General features: G+C 71.1%; 19 protein-coding genes and 1 riboswitch. Of the genes, 8 read left to right on the top strand and 11 right to left on the bottom strand.

Features of this window, described 5'->3' with window-relative positions; translation table 11 throughout:
* Positions 1-43 precede the first annotated feature (43 nt).
* Positions 44-117, bottom strand: a riboswitch (adenosylcobalamin-variant (AdoCbl-variant) riboswitch).
* 64 nt (positions 118-181) lie between these two features.
* The 4 genes from IW245_RS25830 to IW245_RS25815 are packed head-to-tail and all read right to left on the bottom strand — an operon-like array spanning position 182 to position 4,465.
* Entirely contained in the window at positions 182-2,371 is a 2,190-nt protein-coding gene (locus IW245_RS25830; protein WP_231398937.1) for a S8 family serine peptidase, read from the bottom strand.
* Between the two features lie 8 nt (positions 2,372-2,379).
* Positions 2,380-3,495: a low temperature requirement protein A gene (locus IW245_RS25825; protein ID WP_197005751.1), complete on the bottom strand. Its 1,116-nt coding sequence runs from the start codon at positions 3,493-3,495 to the stop codon at positions 2,380-2,382.
* A gap of 57 nt (positions 3,496-3,552) precedes the next feature.
* Positions 3,553-3,873 (bottom strand): hypothetical protein, encoded by a 321-nt coding sequence (locus IW245_RS25820; protein ID WP_197005750.1) that lies wholly within the window; start codon positions 3,871-3,873, stop codon positions 3,553-3,555.
* 4 nt (positions 3,874-3,877) lie between these two features.
* Positions 3,878-4,465: a TetR/AcrR family transcriptional regulator gene (locus IW245_RS25815; RefSeq protein ID WP_197005749.1), complete on the bottom strand. Its 588-nt coding sequence runs from the start codon at positions 4,463-4,465 to the stop codon at positions 3,878-3,880.
* Positions 4,466-4,521: 56 nt separating this feature from the next.
* Between IW245_RS25815 and IW245_RS25810 the strand changes: the two genes are divergently transcribed.
* Together IW245_RS25810 and IW245_RS25805 are read left to right on the top strand one after the other, a co-directional pair.
* Positions 4,522-4,953 (top strand): DUF3995 domain-containing protein, encoded by a 432-nt coding sequence (locus IW245_RS25810; protein ID WP_197005748.1) that lies wholly within the window; start codon positions 4,522-4,524, stop codon positions 4,951-4,953.
* Positions 4,954-5,043: 90 nt separating this feature from the next.
* On the top strand, positions 5,044-7,113 hold the full coding sequence (locus IW245_RS25805) for a hypothetical protein (RefSeq protein ID WP_197005747.1): 2,070 nt from the start codon (positions 5,044-5,046) through the stop codon (positions 7,111-7,113).
* 63 nt (positions 7,114-7,176) lie between these two features.
* On the opposite strand, the gene IW245_RS25800 is transcribed toward IW245_RS25805, so the two are convergent.
* The gene (locus IW245_RS25800; RefSeq protein ID WP_197005746.1) at positions 7,177-7,467 is read right to left on the bottom strand and encodes a metal-sensitive transcriptional regulator; all 291 of its coding nucleotides are present in this window, start codon (positions 7,465-7,467) and stop codon (positions 7,177-7,179) included.
* Between the two features lie 158 nt (positions 7,468-7,625).
* Here IW245_RS25800 and IW245_RS25795 point away from each other — a divergent pair, with 158 nt between their 5' ends.
* The 3 genes from IW245_RS25795 (at position 7,626) to IW245_RS25785 (ending at position 10,614) form a co-directional block, all read left to right on the top strand.
* Positions 7,626-8,603, top strand: a complete 978-nt coding sequence (locus IW245_RS25795; protein ID WP_197005745.1) for a helix-turn-helix domain-containing protein — start codon at positions 7,626-7,628, stop codon at positions 8,601-8,603.
* Between the two features lie 98 nt (positions 8,604-8,701).
* A complete protein-coding gene (locus IW245_RS25790) occupies positions 8,702-9,103 on the top strand; it encodes a hypothetical protein (protein ID WP_197005744.1) in 402 nt (133 codons plus the stop codon).
* Entirely contained in the window at positions 9,088-10,614 is a 1,527-nt protein-coding gene (locus IW245_RS25785; RefSeq protein WP_197005743.1) for a multicopper oxidase family protein, read from the top strand. Before IW245_RS25790 ends, IW245_RS25785 begins: the two co-directional genes overlap by 16 nt.
* A 1-nt stretch (position 10,615) precedes the next feature.
* Here IW245_RS25785 and IW245_RS25780 read toward each other — a convergent pair whose 3' ends face one another.
* From IW245_RS25780 to trmB, 3 genes are all read right to left on the bottom strand, one after another.
* Positions 10,616-11,113, bottom strand: a complete 498-nt coding sequence (locus IW245_RS25780; protein ID WP_197005742.1) for a hypothetical protein — start codon at positions 11,111-11,113, stop codon at positions 10,616-10,618.
* 56 nt (positions 11,114-11,169) lie between these two features.
* On the bottom strand, positions 11,170-12,708 hold the full coding sequence (locus IW245_RS25775) for an alkaline phosphatase (protein ID WP_197005741.1): 1,539 nt from the start codon (positions 12,706-12,708) through the stop codon (positions 11,170-11,172).
* A gap of 360 nt (positions 12,709-13,068) precedes the next feature.
* Positions 13,069-13,746: a tRNA (guanosine(46)-N7)-methyltransferase TrmB gene (gene trmB, locus IW245_RS25770; protein WP_372445244.1), complete on the bottom strand. Its 678-nt coding sequence runs from the start codon at positions 13,744-13,746 to the stop codon at positions 13,069-13,071.
* Between the two features lie 70 nt (positions 13,747-13,816).
* Here trmB and IW245_RS25765 point away from each other — a divergent pair, with 70 nt between their 5' ends.
* The gene (locus tag IW245_RS25765; protein WP_231398935.1) at positions 13,817-14,377 is read left to right on the top strand and encodes a Pr6Pr family membrane protein; all 561 of its coding nucleotides are present in this window, start codon (positions 13,817-13,819) and stop codon (positions 14,375-14,377) included.
* A gap of 192 nt (positions 14,378-14,569) precedes the next feature.
* Here the strand turns inward: IW245_RS25765 and IW245_RS25760 are convergent, their stop codons facing one another.
* Positions 14,570-15,733 (bottom strand): low temperature requirement protein A, encoded by a 1,164-nt coding sequence (locus IW245_RS25760; RefSeq protein ID WP_233472926.1) that lies wholly within the window; start codon positions 15,731-15,733, stop codon positions 14,570-14,572.
* 89 nt (positions 15,734-15,822) lie between these two features.
* Positions 15,823-16,614, bottom strand: coding sequence for an isocitrate lyase/PEP mutase family protein (locus IW245_RS25755; RefSeq protein ID WP_197005737.1), 792 nt, complete (start codon positions 16,612-16,614; stop codon positions 15,823-15,825).
* A gap of 83 nt (positions 16,615-16,697) precedes the next feature.
* On the opposite strand from IW245_RS25755, the gene IW245_RS25750 reads away from it, so the two are divergent.
* Entirely contained in the window at positions 16,698-17,918 is a 1,221-nt protein-coding gene (locus tag IW245_RS25750; RefSeq protein ID WP_197005736.1) for an MFS transporter, read from the top strand.
* On the opposite strand, the gene IW245_RS25745 is transcribed toward IW245_RS25750, so the two are convergent.
* Positions 17,915-18,703: a dioxygenase family protein gene (locus tag IW245_RS25745; RefSeq protein ID WP_197005735.1), complete on the bottom strand. Its 789-nt coding sequence runs from the start codon at positions 18,701-18,703 to the stop codon at positions 17,915-17,917. The genes IW245_RS25750 and IW245_RS25745 overlap by 4 nt on opposite strands.
* A 113-nt stretch (positions 18,704-18,816) precedes the next feature.
* On the opposite strand from IW245_RS25745, the gene IW245_RS25740 reads away from it, so the two are divergent.
* The gene (locus tag IW245_RS25740) at positions 18,817-19,497 is read left to right on the top strand and encodes a helix-turn-helix transcriptional regulator (protein ID WP_197005734.1); all 681 of its coding nucleotides are present in this window, start codon (positions 18,817-18,819) and stop codon (positions 19,495-19,497) included.
* Positions 19,498-19,499 lie beyond the last annotated feature (2 nt).

Here is a 19,499-nt window from a genome sequence, read left to right as displayed (position 1 = left end):
CCGGGCGCCATCCCGTAGACCACGACGGGAGGGTGTACCGACGTGACCGGCGGGTGCTCGGGCTCTTACCGTTGCGGGTCAGCGCCGGAATCTCACCGGACTTTCCCCACTCGGTCACTGATGGTCAGTGTTCCGAGGGCCGTCACCACTGTCAACCAGGCATGTTGTGGATCACGCCGGGTCAGGACCGCCCTTGGGCCATCGACACCGCTGCATACGCGTCGACGATGCCCGGATTGCCGACTTTGCCGCAGTTCCTCTGCTCGAACAGGTGGTGCGACGGCGGGATCTTCACCGTGGGCCGGGCGGTCAGCGCCAGGATCGACCGGGTCCTGGCCAGGTCCCCGACCAGGGCCGGGTTCGCCGACCACATCAGGGCCACCACCCCGGCCACCAGCGGCGTCGACATCGAGGTGCCGAACGCCGTGCCATAGCCGCCGCCCGGCCGGGCCAGGACGACGTCGGTCCCCGGGGCCAGGATGTCGGGCTTCACGAGCGGGCCGACCGGGCCCCGGCTGGAGTACGACGCGATCTGGTCATCCTTGTTCGTGGCCCCCACGGTGGTGACCTGCGGATACGTGGCCAGTGGCTCAGTGATGCTCCGGCAGAACGGCCCAGAGTTGCCGGCTGCCGCCGCCACGAACACGCCGGCGGCCTCCAGGGCTCTGGCAGCCGGGTACAGCGACTGGGCGTCGCAGCCCTCCTCGTCGGTGCAGTCCCACGAGTTGGTCAGGATCCGGGCCCCGCGGGTCGGGTCGCCGTCCCTGAACGGATCCCCGCCCGCCGGGAACGGCGCGAACACGAACTGCAGGCAGTCCAGGTGCAGCCCGGGGCTCGCCATGTTCCGCGCGGTGTTCGAGCAGCCGATCCACTGCGCGTCGGGGGCCACGCCGACCCCGCCCCGGCCGACGGCGAGGCTCGCGGTGCCCGTCCCGTGGCCGTCGAGGTCCTGGGGCTCGCCGGAGTGGTACCAGGGGTCGAACCACGAGTCGGCCCCGCCCCGGAAGCCCCCCGCGAGCGCCGGGTGGTGCCCGTCGGCCCCGGTATCGACGTGCCCGACCAGGGTGCCGGCGCCGCGTACCCCGAGGTCCTGCCAGACCCGGTCGGCCCCGATGCTCCGGATGTCCCAGGTGGGGCCGGTCAGCGGGCCGGGGGTGCCGGTGTCGGGCTCGCCGCGTTCCTTGATCGGGCGGAGCCGCTGGCTGATCAGGACCCGGTCGACGTCCGCGCGGGCGGCCAGCCGGAGGCGGAGCACCGGGCCGCCGTCGAGCTCGATGGCGTTGACCAGGTAGTACGGGGTGAAGGGGATGTGTTTGCTGGTCAGCAGCTCGCGGAGGTCCGCCTGGCTGGTCTCCGCGGTGTCGACGAGCTTGCGGTGCACCTCGACCGGCCCGGCGAGGCCCTGCACGGCCGCCTGGGCTTTCATGATCACGAAGAGTCGGTTGCCGTAGAAGTCGGGGCTGCCGAGCAGCGCGTACGCCGACCCGGCCACCACGGTCATCACCAGCGCCGCCGCGAACCCGCGCCGCAGGGTCCCGGGCAGCACGAACCCGGCCACCGCGGCGATGGCCCCGGAGCACAGCGCGGAGACCACCCCGTAGAACAGCACGTCGGAGAAGCCGAGGACGAAGTTCATCTCCTCGGGGTCCACGAAGGCCAGCGGCCCCAGGGCGGCGATCGCGACCAGCAGCCAGGTGTGCCGCAGCCGGGCCGCCACGTAGCCCAACGGCGGCAGGAGCAGGAGTTCGAAGAGGTTGATGCCGAACGCGCCGATCCCGGCGGCCAGGACGCACAGCGCCACTCCGGCGACGGAGCCGGCGAGGAACCGGTCGCCGCCGAACGCCGCCCAGAACCGGCCGTCGAGCACCGAGCGGGCCAGCGCGCCGGCCGCGATGCCGGCGAGGACCGCCATCGCCGTCTCCAGCCGCCCGCCGAGCGCGCCGAACACCAGCCAGGGCAGCAGGCAGGCGAGCCCGACCGCGACGGCCCAGCCGCTGGGCCGGCCGGCGGGCCGCTGCCACCCCCGGAACACCCGTACTCCGACGGCCACCAGGCCGGTGAGCACGGCCAGGGAGCCGAGGGAAAGTTCGTCGTGCGGGATGGGTACGAGCCGGGCCAGCCCCATCAACGCCAGCGCCACCGCCGCCGTCGCCCAGATCTGGCCGGCCATCCGGGCGGCGGGGTTCCGGCCGCGCTGGGACAGCAGCTCCGCCGGCGCGAACACCAGCACGGCGTTGACCAGGCAGAGCATGGCCCACACCCAGGACGGCGGGCGGGGCAGGCTGAGTGCCGCCGGGATCTCGTCGGCGATCCAGCCGCCGGTCTGCAGGACGCCGGTGACCCCGACGGCCCACACCCCGACTCCCCGCATACGCGACATTATCCGCGTCGCAGAGCCACCACCGGCAGCGTTCGGCCAGTCTCGACGACCCAGGCCTCGATCCCGTTCACGGCGAGCAGCACCGCCGTGACCAGGCCCGCCGTGAGAATCTGCGGCAGGAACGGCGCCGCGAACGCGAGTGCGACGCCCGCGAGCGCGCCGCCGAGCCGGGGCCACAGGGCCGCGCCGAACATCCGCCACCGGGCGTAGCAGAACCCGGCGAGATAGAGCGCCACCCCGGGCGCGAGCATGAGTTCGGCCGGCTTGTGCGGCAGGTCGAACGGGTGTCCGACCGTCTTCTTCAGCCCGACGGCGATGAGGATGATCGCGAACACGTACCCGAAGTGCGCGACGCTGAACACCTGGCGCACGATCCTGGCCTGGACCGGGTCGGTCTCCAACGCGTGCCGGACGGCGGGCGCGCCGTAGTGGAAGTACGTCCACCACAGTCCCACGATCGTGACCAGGGCAAGGGGGATCGTCGCCCAGTCGGAGAGCTTCCCGGTGGCCTGCCCGCCGATCGCCACGACGCTCTCGCCCAGCGCGATGATCACGAACAGCCCGAACCGCTCGGGCAGGTGCGAGGCCTCGAACCGGTGGCCCTTGACCTTGGGCCGGAAAACGAACGGCCCGACGAACGCCGCCAGGAACCAGACCCCGAGCCGCCACGGCCCGTCGAGGAGGGCGCCGACCAGGTACAGGGGGCAGGTCACCAGCAGGGTGACCGAGAACGGGTCGAGGTGCCGCGCGCCGACGATCGGGACGGCGGCGAGCCAGAGCAGCAGCCGGAGCAGCGTGTAGAACCCGACGAGGGCCAGGCCGCCCCACCGGCTGAAGCCGTGCGGGGCGGCGATGGCCATGCCCAGCCCGCACCCGGCCAGCGCGAACAGGGTCAGCCGGCCGCGGGCCCCGTCGAGCCGGGCGCCGGTGAGGTTGCCGAGCAGGGTGACGCCGACCCAGCCCCACCACAGTGGGGCGAGGAGCAGGAGGGCCCGGACGATGTCCAGCGGGCCGGCGGCGGTGGCGAGCACCCCCGCGATCTGGGTGACGGCGAAGACCCAGACCAGGTCGAGGAAGAGCTCCGCCCAGGTGACGCGCTGCTCGGTGAGATCCACCCGAAGATCATCCCCGCCGATGCCCCGGAGCGGCAACCGCGTTGCCACCGGCGGGGGTCAGTTCACGGCGAACGTCGTCTTCGTGCTCACCCGGCCGTCGGTGTAGCAGAGCTCGAAGCCCTCCTTGGCGGTGTCGCGGTTGATCCACATCCGGCACTCGGTACCCGACGGCGGGTTCTTCGTCTGGTCGGACGGCAGCCCGCTGCTGCCCATCGCGTTCTCGGCGTCCGAGCGCGACTCCCCCTCCTGGACGCTGTCGTACGCGCTGCGGGTGGCGGTCGCCTTGTCGAAGAACTTGTAGAACACGAAGAGGCCGACCCCGCAGCAGATCAGCAGGACCACCAGACCGATGATGAGGGCGATCACCCATTTCTTCATATGGTCACGCTAGGTGGTCATTGCCCGTCTTCGGCGTCAATTGACCAAGAAGGTGATCCATGGCGGAGGCGTCCCTGGTGACCTCCGGGACGATGTCCGGCGCGGCGGCCCGCAGTTCGACCCAGCCCAGATATGTCGCGTACGCCACGACGCCCTGCCGGCGGGCCGCGTCCGGGGCCATGCCGAGCTGCCGGTAGCACTCCGTGAGATAGCCGATCCGCCGCTCGGTGACCCGGCGCAGCACCGGGGCGACGACCGGGTCGTGGGCGTGCGCGACGATCGCCGGCTCCAGGTGGACGTCGTTCGGCCGGCGGTCCCGGAGGGCCTCGTGCAGCAGGGTGCGGAGCCGGTCGAGCGGGTTGCGGATCTTCTCCATCACCGCGATCAGGTCCTCGGTGGCGACCTGTTCCCACAGTTCGAGGGCGGCGACCAGGAGGGCCTCGCGGTCGGTGAAGTGCCAGTAGAAGCTGCCCCTGGTCGCGCCGAGGATCTTGGCCAGCGGGTCGACGGCCACCGCAGCTGGACCGCCCCGCGACATCGCAGCCAGGGCGGCCCGGGTCCAGTCTTCCCTGGTCAGTCGGGGTTTCGGCATACAACATACAGTACTGTATGGTCTTCCGTACACAACTGTATGGATCGGAGTACCCGATGAGAATCGCAGCGGGCGTCGCGGCCGTGACATTGGCGCTCATCTCGGCCCTGCACGTGATCTGGATCTTCTCGCCGTGGCCGCTGGCCACCCGCGCGGACTTCGCGAGGCTCGTCGTCGGCGTCCCCGAGGACCGCACGCCGTCCGGCGCGCTCACCGGGCTGGTGGCCGGCCTGATCGCCGTCGCGGGCTACGTGGTCGCGGCCCGCGCGGGCCTGGTCCCCGAGATCGGACCCCGATGGGTGTACGCGGCGGGAGCCTTCACCGTCGCGGCCGTCCTCGGCCTGCGCGGCGTCGGCGGGCTCGTCGGGGCGGGGGTGCGCGGCTCCTCGATGCCGGAGTTCAACGCGCTCGACCTGCGCATCTACTCCCCACTGTGCGCGGTCCTCGCGGGCCTGTCGTTGTGGGTGGCGTTGTCGCCGGGCGACTGAGCGTCTGTCGGCTATCCACTTGCGTCACTGAAGAACGCGCGGTTACCGTGATTTTTCAAAACCCTTCATAGTACTTCACGGGGAGTGCAAATGCGCGGATTGCGCATGTTTGCCCTGGCGGCCCTTGTCCTGGGCGCGTCACTGACCACCGGAACGGCAGCTCAGGCGGCGCCCAGCGCGCCCTACAACGTGCTGGCCGTCGAGAGCACCTGGCACGACTACACGTTCGAGTCGGACATCAACTTCTCCCGCTACGGCACCGACGGCGTCAGCACGTACGCGTACGGCCAGGGCGGCGGAAACCTCTACCTCTGGATCACGCCGCCGACCGGCACCGCGCTGGTGCCCGGCACGTTCCCGACGACCCGGTTCGCCGACGCGACCCACGCCGGTCTGGACAACGGGATCGACGGCCAGGCGTGCATGGACAACGAGCTGCCCGGGACCCTGACGATCCACGAGGTGCAGCGCAACCAGGCCGGGGACATCACGGTCTTCGCCGCGTCCTACCGGTTCCCCAACTGCAAGGGCATGTCCGGCGAGCTGCGGTGGAACTCCAGCGTGGGCTACAAGCTCGCCCGGAGCAGCACCAAGTTCCTCGGCTGGGACGGCACCGACATCGGCCGGGACGCCCCGGCAAAGGACGTGACCTTCACGGTCGGGGGCACCGGGCCAGTGACCTTCGGCCAGGCGGCCTTCGCCGGCTCCGCGCCGGGAGCCTTCCGCATCAAGTCCGACACCTGTTCCGGCCACGTGTTCGCCGTCGGCAAGAGCTGCACGGTGAGCGTCGCCGCACACCCCACCGCCAAGGGCGACCAGACCGCCACCCTGACGATGCCCGACGACACCGCCGGGACCCGCAGGGCCGTGGATCTGCACGGCTACGGCATCATCGGCGCCGAGGGCACCTACTACCCGGTGGACTCCGCGCGGATCCTGGACACCCGCTCCGGCAACGGCGCCCCCGCCGCCAAGGTCGGGGCCGGCGCGACGCTGAACCTCCAGGTCACCGGCCGGGGGAACATCCCGTCGAGTGGCGTGTCCTCCGTCGTGCTGAACGTGACCGTCACCGAGGGCACCTCCGCGAGCTTCCTCACCGTCTACCCGAAGGGGGTCGGCCGCCCGACCGCGTCCAACCTCAACTTCCCGGCCGGATGGACCGGTGCCAACTCGGTCACCGTCCGGGTCGGCGACGGCGGCCAGGTGTCGATCTACAACCACGGCGGCAACACCCACGTCATCGTCGACGTCGTCGGCTTCTACGCCGCGAACAACGAGGTGCTCAACAACCGGGGCCTGGGGAACGAGTACGTCCCGGTCAAGGTGCAGCGGCTGCTGGACTCCCGCGAGTGGGGCTACGGCCCGCTCGGCGGCGGCGACTGGGTCACCATCCCGCTCGGCTACACCGGACTGACCCCCGACATCCGGGCGGTCGCGGTGAACATCACGGCCGTGGACCCGACGGGCCCGGGCTTCTTCACCGCGTGGAACGGGAACAACCTCCCGCCGGAGTCCTCGACCCTGAACTTCGCGCCGCACACGATCGTGCCGAACCTGGCCGTCGTCCCGGTGATGCCCTGCCCGCTGCAGAACTGCTCCGAGTTCATGTCCTTCTCGGTGTACAACCACCTCACCTCCACCACCCACATCGTGGTGGACATCGTGGGCGTGTACGTCAGCGGCAGCCTGGAGACCGGCCTACGGTTCAACCCGTTGACGCCGACCCGGATCGCGGACACCCGCGAGGGTCAGGGCGCGCACGTCCTCGGCCCGCAGTCCATCACGCCCATCGAGGTGCCGGGCGCGATCGCCGGACCGAAGACTGTCGCCGTCGGGCTCAACGTCACGGGGGTCACCCCGACCGACAACACCTTCCTGACCCTGTGGCGCACCGGGCTGCCGGAGCGGCCCACCGCCAGTAACCTCAACCCGGCCCGCGGGCAGACCGTGCCGAATGCCACGATCACCCTGCTCGGGACGGACAACCGGTTCAACGTGTACAACCACGCCGGGAACACGCACCTGGTGATCGACGTGAGCGGGACGTTCGACATCCCGCCGTACCAGCTGGAGAGGCCTCCGGCGGTGCGGAGCCTCACCGGCGGGCAGCTGCCGAGCCTCACCCCGAACTACCCGGTGGCGGCCCTTACCAGGCCGTGATGTCGCGCGGCGTCGCGCGAAGCGCACGCCGCGAAGCCGTCGTTCCGGCTCATCCGGCCGGCGTCAGCCGCGCCGCATGAGCCGGGCGACGGCGGAGAGCATCTCGTCGGCCATCTCCTCGGCCTTGCCCTCCGTCGCGCCCTCGTGCATGCAGTGCCGGGCGTGGCCGTCGAGCAGGCCCAGGCCGACCTTGTCGAGGGCGGCCTGGATGGCGGAGATCTGGGTGAGGACGTCGATGCAGTACCGGTCCTCCTCGACCATCTTCTCGATCCCGCGCACCTGGCCCTCGATCCGCCGGAGCCGGGCGAGGAGCTGATCCTTGGTGGCGGTGTAGCCGCGGGTCGGGGTGGTCATACCGTCCAGTCTACCCATACCCCCTGGGGGGTATGGGTAGACTGCTTGCTCACCTGACGCCCGCCCGCCGGTGCCCAGGCGCGTAACCCTGGCACTTAGGCGTCACAATCTGAACACACTGCTTGTGACGTATTTACGCCCTGACTCATACTCGCCAGGTGACGACCCCGCTGGGCGTACTGGGGCTCGACGCCCTGGCGGAGGACACGTACCGGGGCCTGGTCGCCCTGCCCTCCGCCACCGCCCCGCACCTCGCTGAGCTGCTCGGCCGGGGTACAGCCGAGATCATGCACGCCCTGGAGACCCTCGCGGCCCGGGGACTGGCCGCCCGCTCCGGCGGCGACCGGGACCGGTTCGTCGCCGCGCCCCCGACCGTCGCGCTCGGCACCCTGCTCGGCCAGCGGCACGACGACCTGCGCCGGGCGGAGCTGGCGGTCGCGACCCTCGCCGAGGAGCACCGGCGCGCCGTGGCCGGCCGGGCGATCAGCGACCTGATCGAGGTCATCACGGGCGTGGACGGCGTCCGGCACCGGTTCGACCAGATCCAGCGCTCGGCCCGCGAGGAGGTCCGCGCCTTCGTCACCTCCCGGCCGGTGGCCGTGCCCCGCGAGGAGAACGCCGCCGAGGACAAATTGGTCGCAAAAGGTGTCCGCTATCGGGTGGTGATCGAACGAGCGGCACTTGATGAACCCGGCACGGCTGAAGCGGCCTTGGCATCCGTAGCGGCAGGCGAGGAGATCCGGGTTGTCGAGAAGCTGCCGGTCAAGCTCATCATGGCCGACCGGGAGCTGGCCCTCGTGTCGCTGCCCGCCACTGAGCCAGCTAGGTCCGAGCACGGCGAGCCCGGGGCCGTGATGCTGCACGCCAGCGGGCTACTGGAGGCCCTGATCGCGTTGTTCGAGGGCACCTGGGCCCGGGCCCGGCCGCTGCGGCCCACCGACAGCGCGGCGCTGGCCCCCGACGACGCCCGGATCCTGTCCCTGATGCTCGCCGGCCTCACCGACCGGTCGATCTCGGTGCACCTGGGGATGTCGATGCGCACCGTCCAGCGCCGGGTGCACTTCCTGATGGAGCTGGCGGGCGTCCAGACCAGAATCCAACTCGGCTGGTACGCGGCCCGCGAGGGCTGGGGATAGTCCCGGTTCGTCGCCGGACCGGCGGGCGGCTTCCCCTAGGGGGCCGGTCCGGGGAATAACGGATGGCGCCCGACCAGGCCGGCGACCATGATCAACATATGTCCTCCCCCCTCAGACGCGGCCAGCGGTGGCCGATCTACCCGGTCCGGGTGCTGTGCCTGCTCCTGGCGGCACTGGTCCTCACCCAGGCGGCCCTGGCCGGCGGCTTCATCAGCGGGCACGTGGCGCTGCTGGGCATCCACAGTGCCAACGCCATCCTGATCGCACTGATCGCCACGGTGCTGGTGCCGTGCACGGCGTTGCTGGTGCGCCCCGGACGCGGCCCGTGGTGGCCGGTGCCGGCCTCGGCCGGGCTGTGGATCCTGATCGTCACCCAGATCGGACTCGGCTACGGCCGGGTGCTCCAGGGGCACGTACCCCTCGGAATGTCGATCTTCGGGGTGTTGGCCGTGCTGACCGTGTGGTCCTTCCGCTACCGTCCGAAGTGGACCGGCGCGTGATCGGCCGGCGCGGGCTGCTCGGACTGGCCGGGGCCGCCGGGATCGCGACCCTGGCCGGCTGCGCCACGGACGGGGCCGGCACCGGCCAGGCGCTGCCCAGCACGGCACCGGTCCCGCCGGCCTTCAAGGTGCCGCTGCCCATCCCGCAGGTCGCGAGAACCGTCCGCCGCGACGACACCACCGACTACTACGAGGTGGTGCAGAAGGTCGCGAGGGTCGAGATCCTGCCGGGCAGCAGAACCACCATCTGGGGGTACGACGGCACCTTCCCCGGCCCCACCTTCCGCGCCCGGGCCGGCCGCAAAGTCGTCGTCACGGTCCGCAACGAGCTGCCCGTCCCCACGTCCACCCACCTGCACGGCGGCGTCACGCCCCCCGACTCCGACGGCTTCCCCACCGACCTGGTCGTCCCCGCCGGCTACCCGGTGCACACCCGTCACGCCGGAATGGCCATGAAGCCGTCCGACTACACGATCCACGACCGCACCCGCGACTACGTGTACCCGATGACCCAGCGCGCCGCCACGCTCTGGTACCACGACCACCGGATGGACTTCAGCGCTCCGCAGGTGTGGCGCGGGCTCGCCGGGGCGTTCCTGGTCGGCGACAACGACGAGGACCGCCTCGGCCTCCCCACCGGCGACAAGGACATCCCACTCCTGATCTGCGACCGGTCCTTCGACGCGCACGGCGAGTTCCGCTACCCGGAACTGGACTCCACGCTGACCAACCCGGGAGTCACCGACGACTACATGTCCGGCGTCTTCGGGGACGTCATCCTCGTCAACGGCGCGCCGTGGCCGGTTCTGGACGTGGCCAACACCCGGTACCGGTTCCGCCTGATCAACGGCTCCAACGCGCGCCGCTACCAGCTCACCGGCCTGCCCCTCACCCAGATCGGCAGCGACGGCGGGCTGCTCGCCGCGCCGGTCCGGCTGGACGCGGTCACCCTCGCCCCCGGCGAACGCTACGACGTCGTCGTCGACTTCTCCGGATACCCGGTCGGCACCGAGCTGACCTGGACCAACGCGCTCGGCGACGGCCGGACCCGCGACGTGCTCCGCTTCCGGGTGGCCCGCGCGGAGCGGGACGCCTCCTCGCCGGTCCCCGCGACCCTGGGGTCCGTCCCGGTGCTCCGGCGGGAGGACGCGGTCGCCACCCGGCAGTTCGACTTCCGGCTCCAGGGAGGGCGCTGGACCATCAACGGTCAGCCCTACGACCCGTCAGGTTCGCTCGCGGCGCCGAAGCTTGACACCGTCGAGTTGTGGCGGTTCACCAGCGACTTCCACCATCCGGTGCACGTGCATCTGGCGCAGTTCCAGGTCCTGAGCCGGACCGGGCGCAAGCCGGAGGAGTCGGACGGCGGCTGGAAGGACACCGTGGACATCCGGCCGTACGGGGTGGTGGAGGTGCTGGTCCGCTTCGCCGGCTACAAGGGGCGCTACATGCTGCACTGCCACAACCTCGAACACGAGGACATGGCGATGATGGCCAACTTCGACGTGGTGTGAGCTACTCGTTGACGAGCACGGGAATGGCCAGCACGGCGCTGGTGGCCGCCGAAGCCGCCCCGACCGGAGGCGTGACCGTGAAGTCGATCCCGTCGTGCTCAGCCGCCAGGCCGCCCGGCTGGTCCTCCTCCTCGTGGTACTCGAAGTGGCCGACGCAGACCAGCGCGCCGCTGGCGTCGTAGAACGCCGCGCGCACGTCCAGGGCGAGCAGGTAGCTGATGTCGGAGGTCACCGCGAGGTGACCGTGCACGGTCGGCTTGACCCCGCCGTTCAGGACAAGTCCAGTGATCTTCACCCGGTCGTTGAACGGTCCGCTCTCCATCACCACGCTGCCCGCCGGGGGCGGGCTGGCCAGGGTCGCAGCCGGAGAGGGGGCGGCTCGCGGGGTGAGCGTGACGGCGGGCTGCGCCACACGGGGCGTCTTCTGGTCGTCGCAGCCGGTCAGCGCGACGGCGGTGAGGCAGCACAGGGCGGCCACAACGACACGGGTAACTCTCATCGACAGTCCTCAGGGGTGGTCGGTGGGGGCGGGGAGCCCGCCCCCACCGGGCGTGACTACGGCGTCTTGTGGAGCAGCGCCACGTACATCTTGCGGTAGAGCTCGGTGTTGTCCTGGCTCGCGGCGAACTGCTGGCCGCCAGGCCCGAACGCGAAGATATTCACGTCGGCACCCGTGTGGTTACCGGACAGGTACGTCAGCCACAGGCTGGCGTCGGCCGTGCCGTCCTTCACATCAGCCGCGTCGTCCGGGGTGCGGAACGTGGCCGGGCCGAAGTTCTTCGGGTCCTTGCCGCTCGGCGCGTCGGGAGCGTTGACGAAGCCCGACGAGCGGACCGGGTCCTTGGCGCCCGAGGAGGGACGCGAAGGAGTGCTGTTGTTGGCGGGGTTGCCCGCGTCGACGTTGGCCGGCGGCGCGACGGCCTCGGCGTTGGTGTAGCTGCCCTTCTCGATGATGTTGAAGCCGGCGCACTCGTGGTCGGCCGTCACGATCACCAGGGTGTGCTTGTCGCGGCGGGCGAAGTCCAGTGCCACGGCGACCGCGTCGTCGAACGCCTTCACCTCACCGAGGGTCTGGGCGGCGTCGTTGGCGTGCGAGCGCTTGTCGATCTGCGCGCCCTCGACCTGGAGCAGGAAGCCCTTGTGCTCGACCCCGCGCTGGCGGGCGTCGAGCAGGTCGATCGACTTGCGGGTCAACTCGGCCAGGGTCGGCTCGGCCTTCTGCGGCGCGCCGTCGGGCAGCGCGCCCTTGGCGGCCTCGACGGTCAGGTTGCCCCGGTTGAACAGACCGATGACCTTCTTGCCCTTGGCCGCGTCGAGGTCGGCGTGGGTGGCGACCTTCTGGCTGGCCGCCGTCTGCGACGGCAGCGCCGGGTCGCCGAAGCTGCCCAGCACCTGGTAGCCGTTGTCCTGCATGGCCTTCTGGTCGTCCGGCTCGAACCGGGCCAGGCCGCCGCCGAAGATGACGTCGGCGGTGTTGTTGCGAGCGATCTGCTCGGCGATCGGCGTGACGAGGGTCTTGTCGGCCGGGGCCGGCTCGTACGTGCCGTCGGCCTTCTTGATCAGGCAGGACGCGTCGGAGTACGTCGGGCCCTGGCAGCCGCGCAGCAGCGCGTGGCTGAACATGCCGGCCGGGGTGGCGTCGGTGATCTCGGCGGTGCTGACGTTACCGGTGTCGAAGCCCTCGGCCTTGGCCTGCTCCATCAGCGTCGGCATGCGCTTGCCGAAGCTGTCGATGCCGAGCGCGGCGTTGTAGGTCTTCACGCCGGAGGACCACGCGGTCGCGGAACTCGCCGAGTCGGTCACCAGCGACGGACGGGACGTGCCCCGCTCGACAGCGTAGGTGGACACCACTCCGGTGAACGGCATCGTCTCCATGTTCAGCTTGCCGGCCGCGCCGTAGTAGCGCTGACGGCCTGCGGTGATGTGGGTGCGGCCCATGCCGTCGCCCAGCAGGTAGATCACGTTGTGGACCTTGCTGTTGACGCTCAGCTCGTCGGTGGCCGAGGCGCTCCCGGCCGTGGTGACGACCAGTCCGGCGACGGCCGCCGCGAGGACAACCCCCGCCGTGACCGCCCTGTTGCGCAAGCGCTGCATCGCGCGTCTCCTTAGGTTCGGATAGGCCCGGCCCTGAGGATGGGCCCGCCCGGTCAGATCACGCCGTGGCGGGCGATCCAATCAGGACTTCTGTCGGAAGTGGGCTCTACCCTCCGGACGCTAGAGAGGCGGGGTGACCGCACGGTGATCGGAAGGTGAACGAGGCACGTGGCGGGACTGGCCCTACCACGCGCTGGGGGGCCTACGGCATCGTTTCGACCGTTGTGACCTGCGAGTACGCCATTGTGGCCCCGTGCGGGCGCGCCGGTACCGGTCGGTAGTGTGGGGCCCGTGGAGTTCGAGGAGCACCGGCCGGCCCGGTCCCGGGAACGCGAGACCTAACGGCCAGGCACCTGCGGTTCAGCCGGTGCGGCGGTAGATCAGGTCGAAGATCCGGCGACCCTGCTTGATGCCGCGCTTCTCGAAGTTGGTCAGCGGCCGGTGCTCCGGCCGCGGCGCGTACCCCTCGAAGGCGTTGACCAGCTCCGGGTCGGCGGTCATGGTCGCCAGCATCCCCTCGGCGTACTCCGCCCAGTCCGTCGCGCAGTGCAGCGTGCCGCCCGGCACGAGCCGGGAGCGCAGCAGCGCGGTGTTCGCGGGCTGGATCAGCCGGCGCTTGTGGTGGCGGACCTTGGGCCACGGGTCGGGGAAGTAGACGTGCACCGCGTCGAGGCTCGCCTCGGGCAGGGCCCGGACCAGGTCGAGGGCGTCGCCGTCGAAGACCCGGACGTTGGTCAGGCCGCGCTCCTCGACGAGGCGGAGCAGATTCGCCACCCCCCGGAAGTGCACCTCCACCGCCAGATAGTCGCGGTCGGGGTCGGCGGCGGCCATCGCCGCGGTCGCGTCGCCCATCCCGGAGCCGATCTCCATGACGAGGGGCGCGACCCGCCCGAAGGAGGTGGTCGCGGTGTCGAGGGCCACTCCGTAGACCGGCCAGAGGCGGGCGCTGGAGTCCTCGTGCAGGGGGCTCACCCGGCCACGGCGCGGGTAGAACGTGCGGATGCTGGTGTCGATGGTAGTCACAGTGGTTTCGAGCATACCCGGGCCTCGATTGAGGTGAAATGGTGTGATGAGCAACTGGGTGCGCGCATACCGTGTCTTTGGCGCTTTGTTGATCCTGTTCGCCGTCGGATGGCAACTCGGGTATCTGTTGCGCAACATTCCCGACTATCGGATCGGAAACTTCTTCAGTTTCTTCACGATCCTGTCGAATCTTCTCACGGTTGTGACGTTCCTGTTGTGCGCCAGATACGGCTCCCGGCGATTCGACCAGCTCAGAGGGGCCGTCACGCTCTACATGACGACGACCGGCATCGTGTACGCCATCCTGCTCTCCGGCATCAAGGTCGACACCACGGTGCCGTGGTGCAACTTCGTGGTGCACCGACTGATGCCCGTCGTGGTGCTCCTCGACTGGGTGCTCGACCCGCCGCACCGCCGCCTGGAGTTCCGCCGGGTACTCCTCTGGCTCGTCTTCCCGATCGCCTACCTGGGGTACTCCCTGGTCAGAGGCCCGATCGTCCACTGGTACCCCTACCCCTTCCTCGACCCCCGGCGCGACGGCGGGTACGGCCGGGTCGCGATGACCTCCGCCGTGATCGCGATCGTGGTCTTCGGCCTCGCGATGGCGATCCGCTGGGCCGGTCACGCTCTGCGCGAACGGAAATGAATTGGCGATGGTGAAATCCCCTGGCACCATTGTGGATGTCGCGACAGCCAAGACGTAAACGCTGTAGGGCACCACGGGGGAATTCATTTGCCACGCATGTTGGCTCAGTTTCGCGCGCCCAGGTGTGCCCTTTCCTGCACGATGGAGGAAAGAACAATGGGCACTTTCACCGTAGTCCGAGACGGAGTCTGGTTACGCTAGTAGCCGGGTCCTCCGGCTGTCCACCACCAGCACCGCGACCAGGACCACCAACAACCCGGCGATGACGTGTACCGGGGCGCCGGTGAACGGGGTGGCCAACACGAGGCACGCTGTCACCGGCATCGCAGCCGCGACCGGGCCGCGCAGGTGTGGACAGACCATCAGGAACCAGACGCTCACCAGGAACACCGCCACCGGTACGGCCGTCGCGAAACCGGCGACCGTCCCGGAGATGTGTGCCTGGTGCGCGTCGTAGTCGACGGAGACCGCCAGGCCGGCGCCCACACCGGCCGCCGAGGCGAGTACGAGGTAGTGGCCGTAGCCCCAGCGCAGGGCGGTGCCCTGCGAGGTCAGGAGCGCGTGGGCCGGCTTGTCGAAGTAGATCCACCACATCGAGAACACGATCACCAGGCCGGCGCCGGCCAGCGAGAACAACCCGGCCCCGGCCTGTCCGCTGTCCAGGGCCGTCTGGATGGCCAGCGTGGCCGCGAGGACGGACTCGCCCAGCACGATCAGGGTGAACAGCCCGTAGCGCTCGGCGATGTGGTGCGGGTGCCAGGCGGTGGGGTTCCTCCGCTCCGCCCACGCCGGGACGGCCAGCTCGCAGACCACCAGGAACGCGAACGCCGGCAGGAACACCTTCTCCGGCAGCGCGAGGCGGGCCACCCAGCCGAGCTGCACCAGGAAGACGCCGAGGGCGTAGCGGAGCGCGACCGGGCGGTGCTCCGGGTCGCCGTGCGCCGCGCGGAGCCACTGGAAGATCATGGCGAGGCGCATCAGGACGTACCCGAAGGTGACCACGCCGTAGTCGGCGCTGTCGAACGCCCGGGGCACGCCGGCCGCCACGATCAGGGCGCCGGCGATCTGGACCAGGGTGGTGATCCGGTACACGCCGTCGTCGGTGTCGTAGGCCGAGGCGAACCAGGTGAAGTTCATCCACGCCCACCAGATCGCGAAGAACACGGCCAGGTAGCTGAGCACGCCGTGGCCGACGTGGTTCTCCGACAGGGCGTGGTGCAGCTTCGACCCGGCCTGGGCGACGGCCACCACGAAGCACAGGTCGAAGAACAGCTCCAGCGGGGTCGCCGCCCGGTGCCGCTCGTCGGACGTGCGGGAGGTCATTCTGCGGTACCACAGGGGAGTCGTCTCGGCCACGTCCCTGATCATCGCAGGGCCCGGCGGGGCCCGAAGCCGAATCCGGCGGTGCGGCCCGGCCGGGAGCGGGGACCCGGCCGGGCGCGCGGCTAGTTGTCCTTCTTCGGACTGAGCAGGCCGTTGAGCCGGCCGTAGTCCTCGGCCTCCGTGAGCGCCGAGTAGCCCCCGGTGGACAGGAACTCGGTGGCGGCCCGCCGGGCCAGGCCGTACGCCGCCTGGGCCACCGAGGAGCCGAGGCTGGCCCGGGCCACGCCGAGCGCGCCCAGCTCGTCCACAGTGGGCGAACCGGGACCGACGAGGACGTTCACCGGGGCCGGGATCGCCTTGACTAGCGCGGCGATCACCTCGGGGTCCGCGACGCCGGGGACGAAGATGCCGTCCGCGCCGGCCGCGAGGTACGCATGCGCCCGGCTGACCGTCTCCTCGAAGTCCGGGTTGCCGAACAGGTAGGTGTCGATCCGCGCGTTCAGGAACAGCGGGATCCCGGTGGCCTCGGCCGCGCGCCGGGCGGTCGCGTACCGCTCGGGCCGGGCGGTGCCGCTGTCCTCCAGGTTGACGCCGACCGCGCCCGCCGCGATGACGCCGGTGATCGTGGCGGCCACGTCGCCGTACCCGCCTTCGATGTCGGCCGTGACCGGCACGTCCACGGCCGCGACGATCCGGGCGACCAGGTCGAGCGCCCGGTCGACGGCCAGGTGGTCGCCGTCGGGGAAGCCGAGGCTCCAGGCGACCCCGGCGCTGGTGGTGGCGACGGCCGGCGAGCCGGCGTCCTCGACGACGCGGGCGCTGGCGACGTCCCACGCGTTGGGCAGGGCGAGCACCCGCCCGGAACGGTGCAGAGCGTGCAGGGCCCTGGCCTGATCGAGTTGAGAGTTCGTCATGTCAGCAAGTTGATCATAGATACGGCCGCGCGGGACGGTCGAATTCCGTTGCCGGCCGATGCGCCGGACGACACAATCCGGCGGTGAACCTCTGGGGGAGCCGGGACTACCGGCTGTGGTGGCTCGGCAACCTGGTCTCCACCGTCGGCACGGCGATGTCGCTGATCGCCTACCCGCTGCTCGTGCTGCACGTGACCGGCTCCGCGCTCGGCGCTGGGATCGCCGCGGCGTGCGAGGTGGGGCCGTACGCGCTGCTCAGCCTGCCCGTCGGCGCGCTCGTCGACCGGCTGCCCCGCCGGGCGCTCCTGATCGCGGCCAGCCTGACCAGCCTGGCGGCCACCGGGACGATCCCGCTGGCGCACGGGTTCGGGCTGCTCACGTCGTACCTGATATATGGGGTGGCTCTCGTCAACGGTTGTGCCGGCGTCGTCTTCAGCATCACGCAGGTCGCCGCGCTGCCCCGGATCGTCCCCGAGGACTGGCTCGGCGCGGCGGCCGGGCAGTCGGAGGTGATCTGGAACCTGGCGTCCATCCTCGGCCCGCCCCTGGCCGGGCTGCTGATCACCCGGTCGGCGACCGGCCCGTTCGTCGTGGACGCGCTGTCCTTCGGCGTCGTCGCCTGCTGCGTGGCGCTCGTCAGGGCCAGGCTGAACGCCGAGGCCCCGCCCGCGCCGGTCGACTGGCGCGCCGACCTCACCCTCGGCGCGCACCGGGTGGCCACGAACCGGCGACTGCGGGCGCTGACCCTGATCACGGTCGCCGGGGACCTGCCGTTCGCGGGGATCGCCATCCTGATCACCCTGCTGGTCCGGCGGGACGGCGGCAGCCCGACCGGGACCGGAGTGGTGTTCGCGATCGCCGCGGCCGGCGGGGTGCTCGGCGCGCTGCTCGCGCCCCGGATCGAACGGCACATCGGGCTCGTCGCGGCAGTGGTGCTCCGGGGCTGGGCCACCGTCGCGCTGTTCCCGCTGCTCGCGCTGGGCCTGGCCCCGGTGTGGGTGGGCCTGGTCTGGGCCGGGCTGAGCGTGGCGATCTCGATGATGAACGTGATCCAGATGCGTTACATGCTCACCGGCATGCCCGAGGACGAACTGGGCCGGATCCAGGCGTTCGTCACCCTGCTGTCCTACGCCGTGCTCCCGGTCGGCACCCTGGGCACCGGGGCCCTGATCGCCTGGCTCGGCCCGCACGGCACCGTCCTGGTCGACACGGCCCTGATGCTGGTCCTCGCGGTGTACGGCACGGTGAGCCGAGATCTGCGGGCCGCGCCGGACGGTGCCAGCGTGGCGGTCAGCGCGTGCTAGACCGACATGGACAGAGTCGCGACGAAGCCCTCCGACACGCCGCCGGTCACCGTCGCCAGCTGGGTCTGGTAGCCGTCCCGGAACACCATGTCCGAGCCGAGCGACGTCTGGGACAGGTTGCGCACGCTGGCGGAGTAGCCGTCGGTCGCGTACACCGCCTGGCAGGCCGCCGAGGGCAGCGCGAGCTGGGACGTCACCAGCTTGCCCTTGCCGGTCGAGGCAGCGGACAGGCTGGGGTACACCTCGAAGTGGATGTGCGGCCACCGGCCGGAGTACGCGGCGGGGAAGACGCTCGTGAACGCCACCTGGCCCTGGGCGTCGGTCTCCTGCACGCCGCGGAGGTAGTTCTCGTTCGTGACCCCGTTGGAGTACATCGAGTACCGCCCCTCCTGATCGCAGTGCCACAGGTAGACGGCCGCCTTGGCCAGGGGTGTGCAATCTTGCAGCACCGCGAGCCGGATCGTGAGCGGCACGCCCCGCGCGACGCCTGAGGAACCGGCGAAACTGGACCGGATGTCGCCGCGGACGATGCCCGACCGGGTGAGGATGTTCGGCCCGTTGGAGCCGTCGCCCGGGTACGGCCCGGCCGTCTCCTCGGGGATCTTCGTGGCGCAGTCGGCGGTGGTGCCGGTGGCTGACGGCGTCGCTGTCGGTGTCGTTGTCTCACTGGTCGAGCAGCCGAGCAGCGAGGCCACGCCGACCCCGCCCAGCAGGCCCAGGGCCAGCCGGCGGTCCACCAGCCTCGGCAGGTCCCAGGACAGGCCCTGATCGTGGTCGTGCGTCATGGCGGTTCCCTCCCTCGCGTCAGTTCCCGTCCAGTGAGCCGGGGAAGGCTGTGCGAGGTCTTTCGGTTACCTGTGCGCCGGCTGTGATCTCCGCGGACTGCGATACTGCCGGGGTGTACCGGGAACGTCCAGCCGTCGGCGGAGTCCTGTGGGCCGTCACCGTGCCCGCCGGGGACGCCGGCACGTCCCGGATCCTCCCCGACGGCTCCCTCGACCTGATCTGGGCCGACGGCACGCTGCTCGTCGCGGGACCGGACACCACGGCGCACCTCGCGGTCTCCGCGCCCGGAGCGCGGTTCGTCGGGCTGCGGTTCGCGCCCGGTACCGGCCCGACCGTCCTCGGCGTCCCCGCCTGCGAGGTGCGCGACCAGCGGGTGCCGCTCGCCGACCTGTGGCCGGCGGCCCGGGTCCGGCGGTACGCCGACCGGATCACCGGCTCGACCGACCGGCCCGGGGAGCTGGAGTCCCTGGTCGCGGAGCTGCTCGGCGAGACGGGGCCGCCCGACCCCCTGCTGGCGGCCGTCGCCGGCCGGCTGCGCGCCGGTCACACCGTCGCGGGCACCGCCGCGGCCGTCGGGCTCAGCGACCGGCAGCTGCACCGCCGGAGCCTGGCGGGATTCGGGTACGGGGCCAAGACCCTGGCCAGGGTGTTCCGCCTCGACCGGGCGCTCGGGCTGGCCCGGTCGGGCCGGGCGTTCGCCGACGTGGCGACGACCGCCGGGTACGCCGACCAGGCCCACCTGTCCCGGGAGGTGCGTGCGCTCACCGGGGTGACACTGGGCGAGCTGCGCTGACG

It is taken from the genome of Longispora fulva (genome assembly GCF_015751905.1).
GTDB classification, from domain to species: domain Bacteria; phylum Actinomycetota; class Actinomycetes; order Mycobacteriales; family Micromonosporaceae; genus Longispora; species Longispora fulva.
The sequence above is the reverse complement of the archived record's forward strand: the minus strand, read 5'-3'. Positions and strand labels throughout refer to the sequence as shown.

What these genes read in the sequence shown, in the direction of transcription:
- IW245_RS25800 (WP_197005746.1), bottom strand. Translation starts at nt 7,467, where the DNA reads ATGACCACCCCGACCCGCGGCTACACCGCCACCAAGGATCAGCTCCTC.
- IW245_RS25780 (WP_197005742.1), bottom strand. Translation starts at nt 11,113, where the DNA reads ATGAGAGTTACCCGTGTCGTTGTGGCCGCCCTGTGCTGCCTCACCGCC.
- trmB (WP_372445244.1), bottom strand. Translation starts at nt 13,746, where the DNA reads ATGCTCGAAACCACTGTGACTACCATCGACACCAGCATCCGCACGTTC.
- IW245_RS25755 (WP_197005737.1), bottom strand. Translation starts at nt 16,614, where the DNA reads ATGACGAACTCTCAACTCGATCAGGCCAGGGCCCTGCACGCTCTGCAC.
- IW245_RS25805 (WP_197005747.1), top strand. Translation starts at nt 5,044, where the DNA reads ATGCGCGGATTGCGCATGTTTGCCCTGGCGGCCCTTGTCCTGGGCGCG.
- IW245_RS25815 (WP_197005749.1), bottom strand. Translation starts at nt 4,465, where the DNA reads ATGCCGAAACCCCGACTGACCAGGGAAGACTGGACCCGGGCCGCCCTG.
- IW245_RS25745 (WP_197005735.1), bottom strand. Translation starts at nt 18,703, where the DNA reads ATGACGCACGACCACGATCAGGGCCTGTCCTGGGACCTGCCGAGGCTG.
- IW245_RS25775 (WP_197005741.1), bottom strand. Translation starts at nt 12,708, where the DNA reads ATGCAGCGCTTGCGCAACAGGGCGGTCACGGCGGGGGTTGTCCTCGCG.
- IW245_RS25830 (WP_231398937.1), bottom strand. Translation starts at nt 2,371, where the DNA reads ATGCGGGGAGTCGGGGTGTGGGCCGTCGGGGTCACCGGCGTCCTGCAG.
- IW245_RS25820 (WP_197005750.1), bottom strand. Translation starts at nt 3,873, where the DNA reads ATGAAGAAATGGGTGATCGCCCTCATCATCGGTCTGGTGGTCCTGCTG.
- IW245_RS25810 (WP_197005748.1), top strand. Translation starts at nt 4,522, where the DNA reads ATGAGAATCGCAGCGGGCGTCGCGGCCGTGACATTGGCGCTCATCTCG.
- IW245_RS25790 (WP_197005744.1), top strand. Translation starts at nt 8,702, where the DNA reads ATGTCCTCCCCCCTCAGACGCGGCCAGCGGTGGCCGATCTACCCGGTC.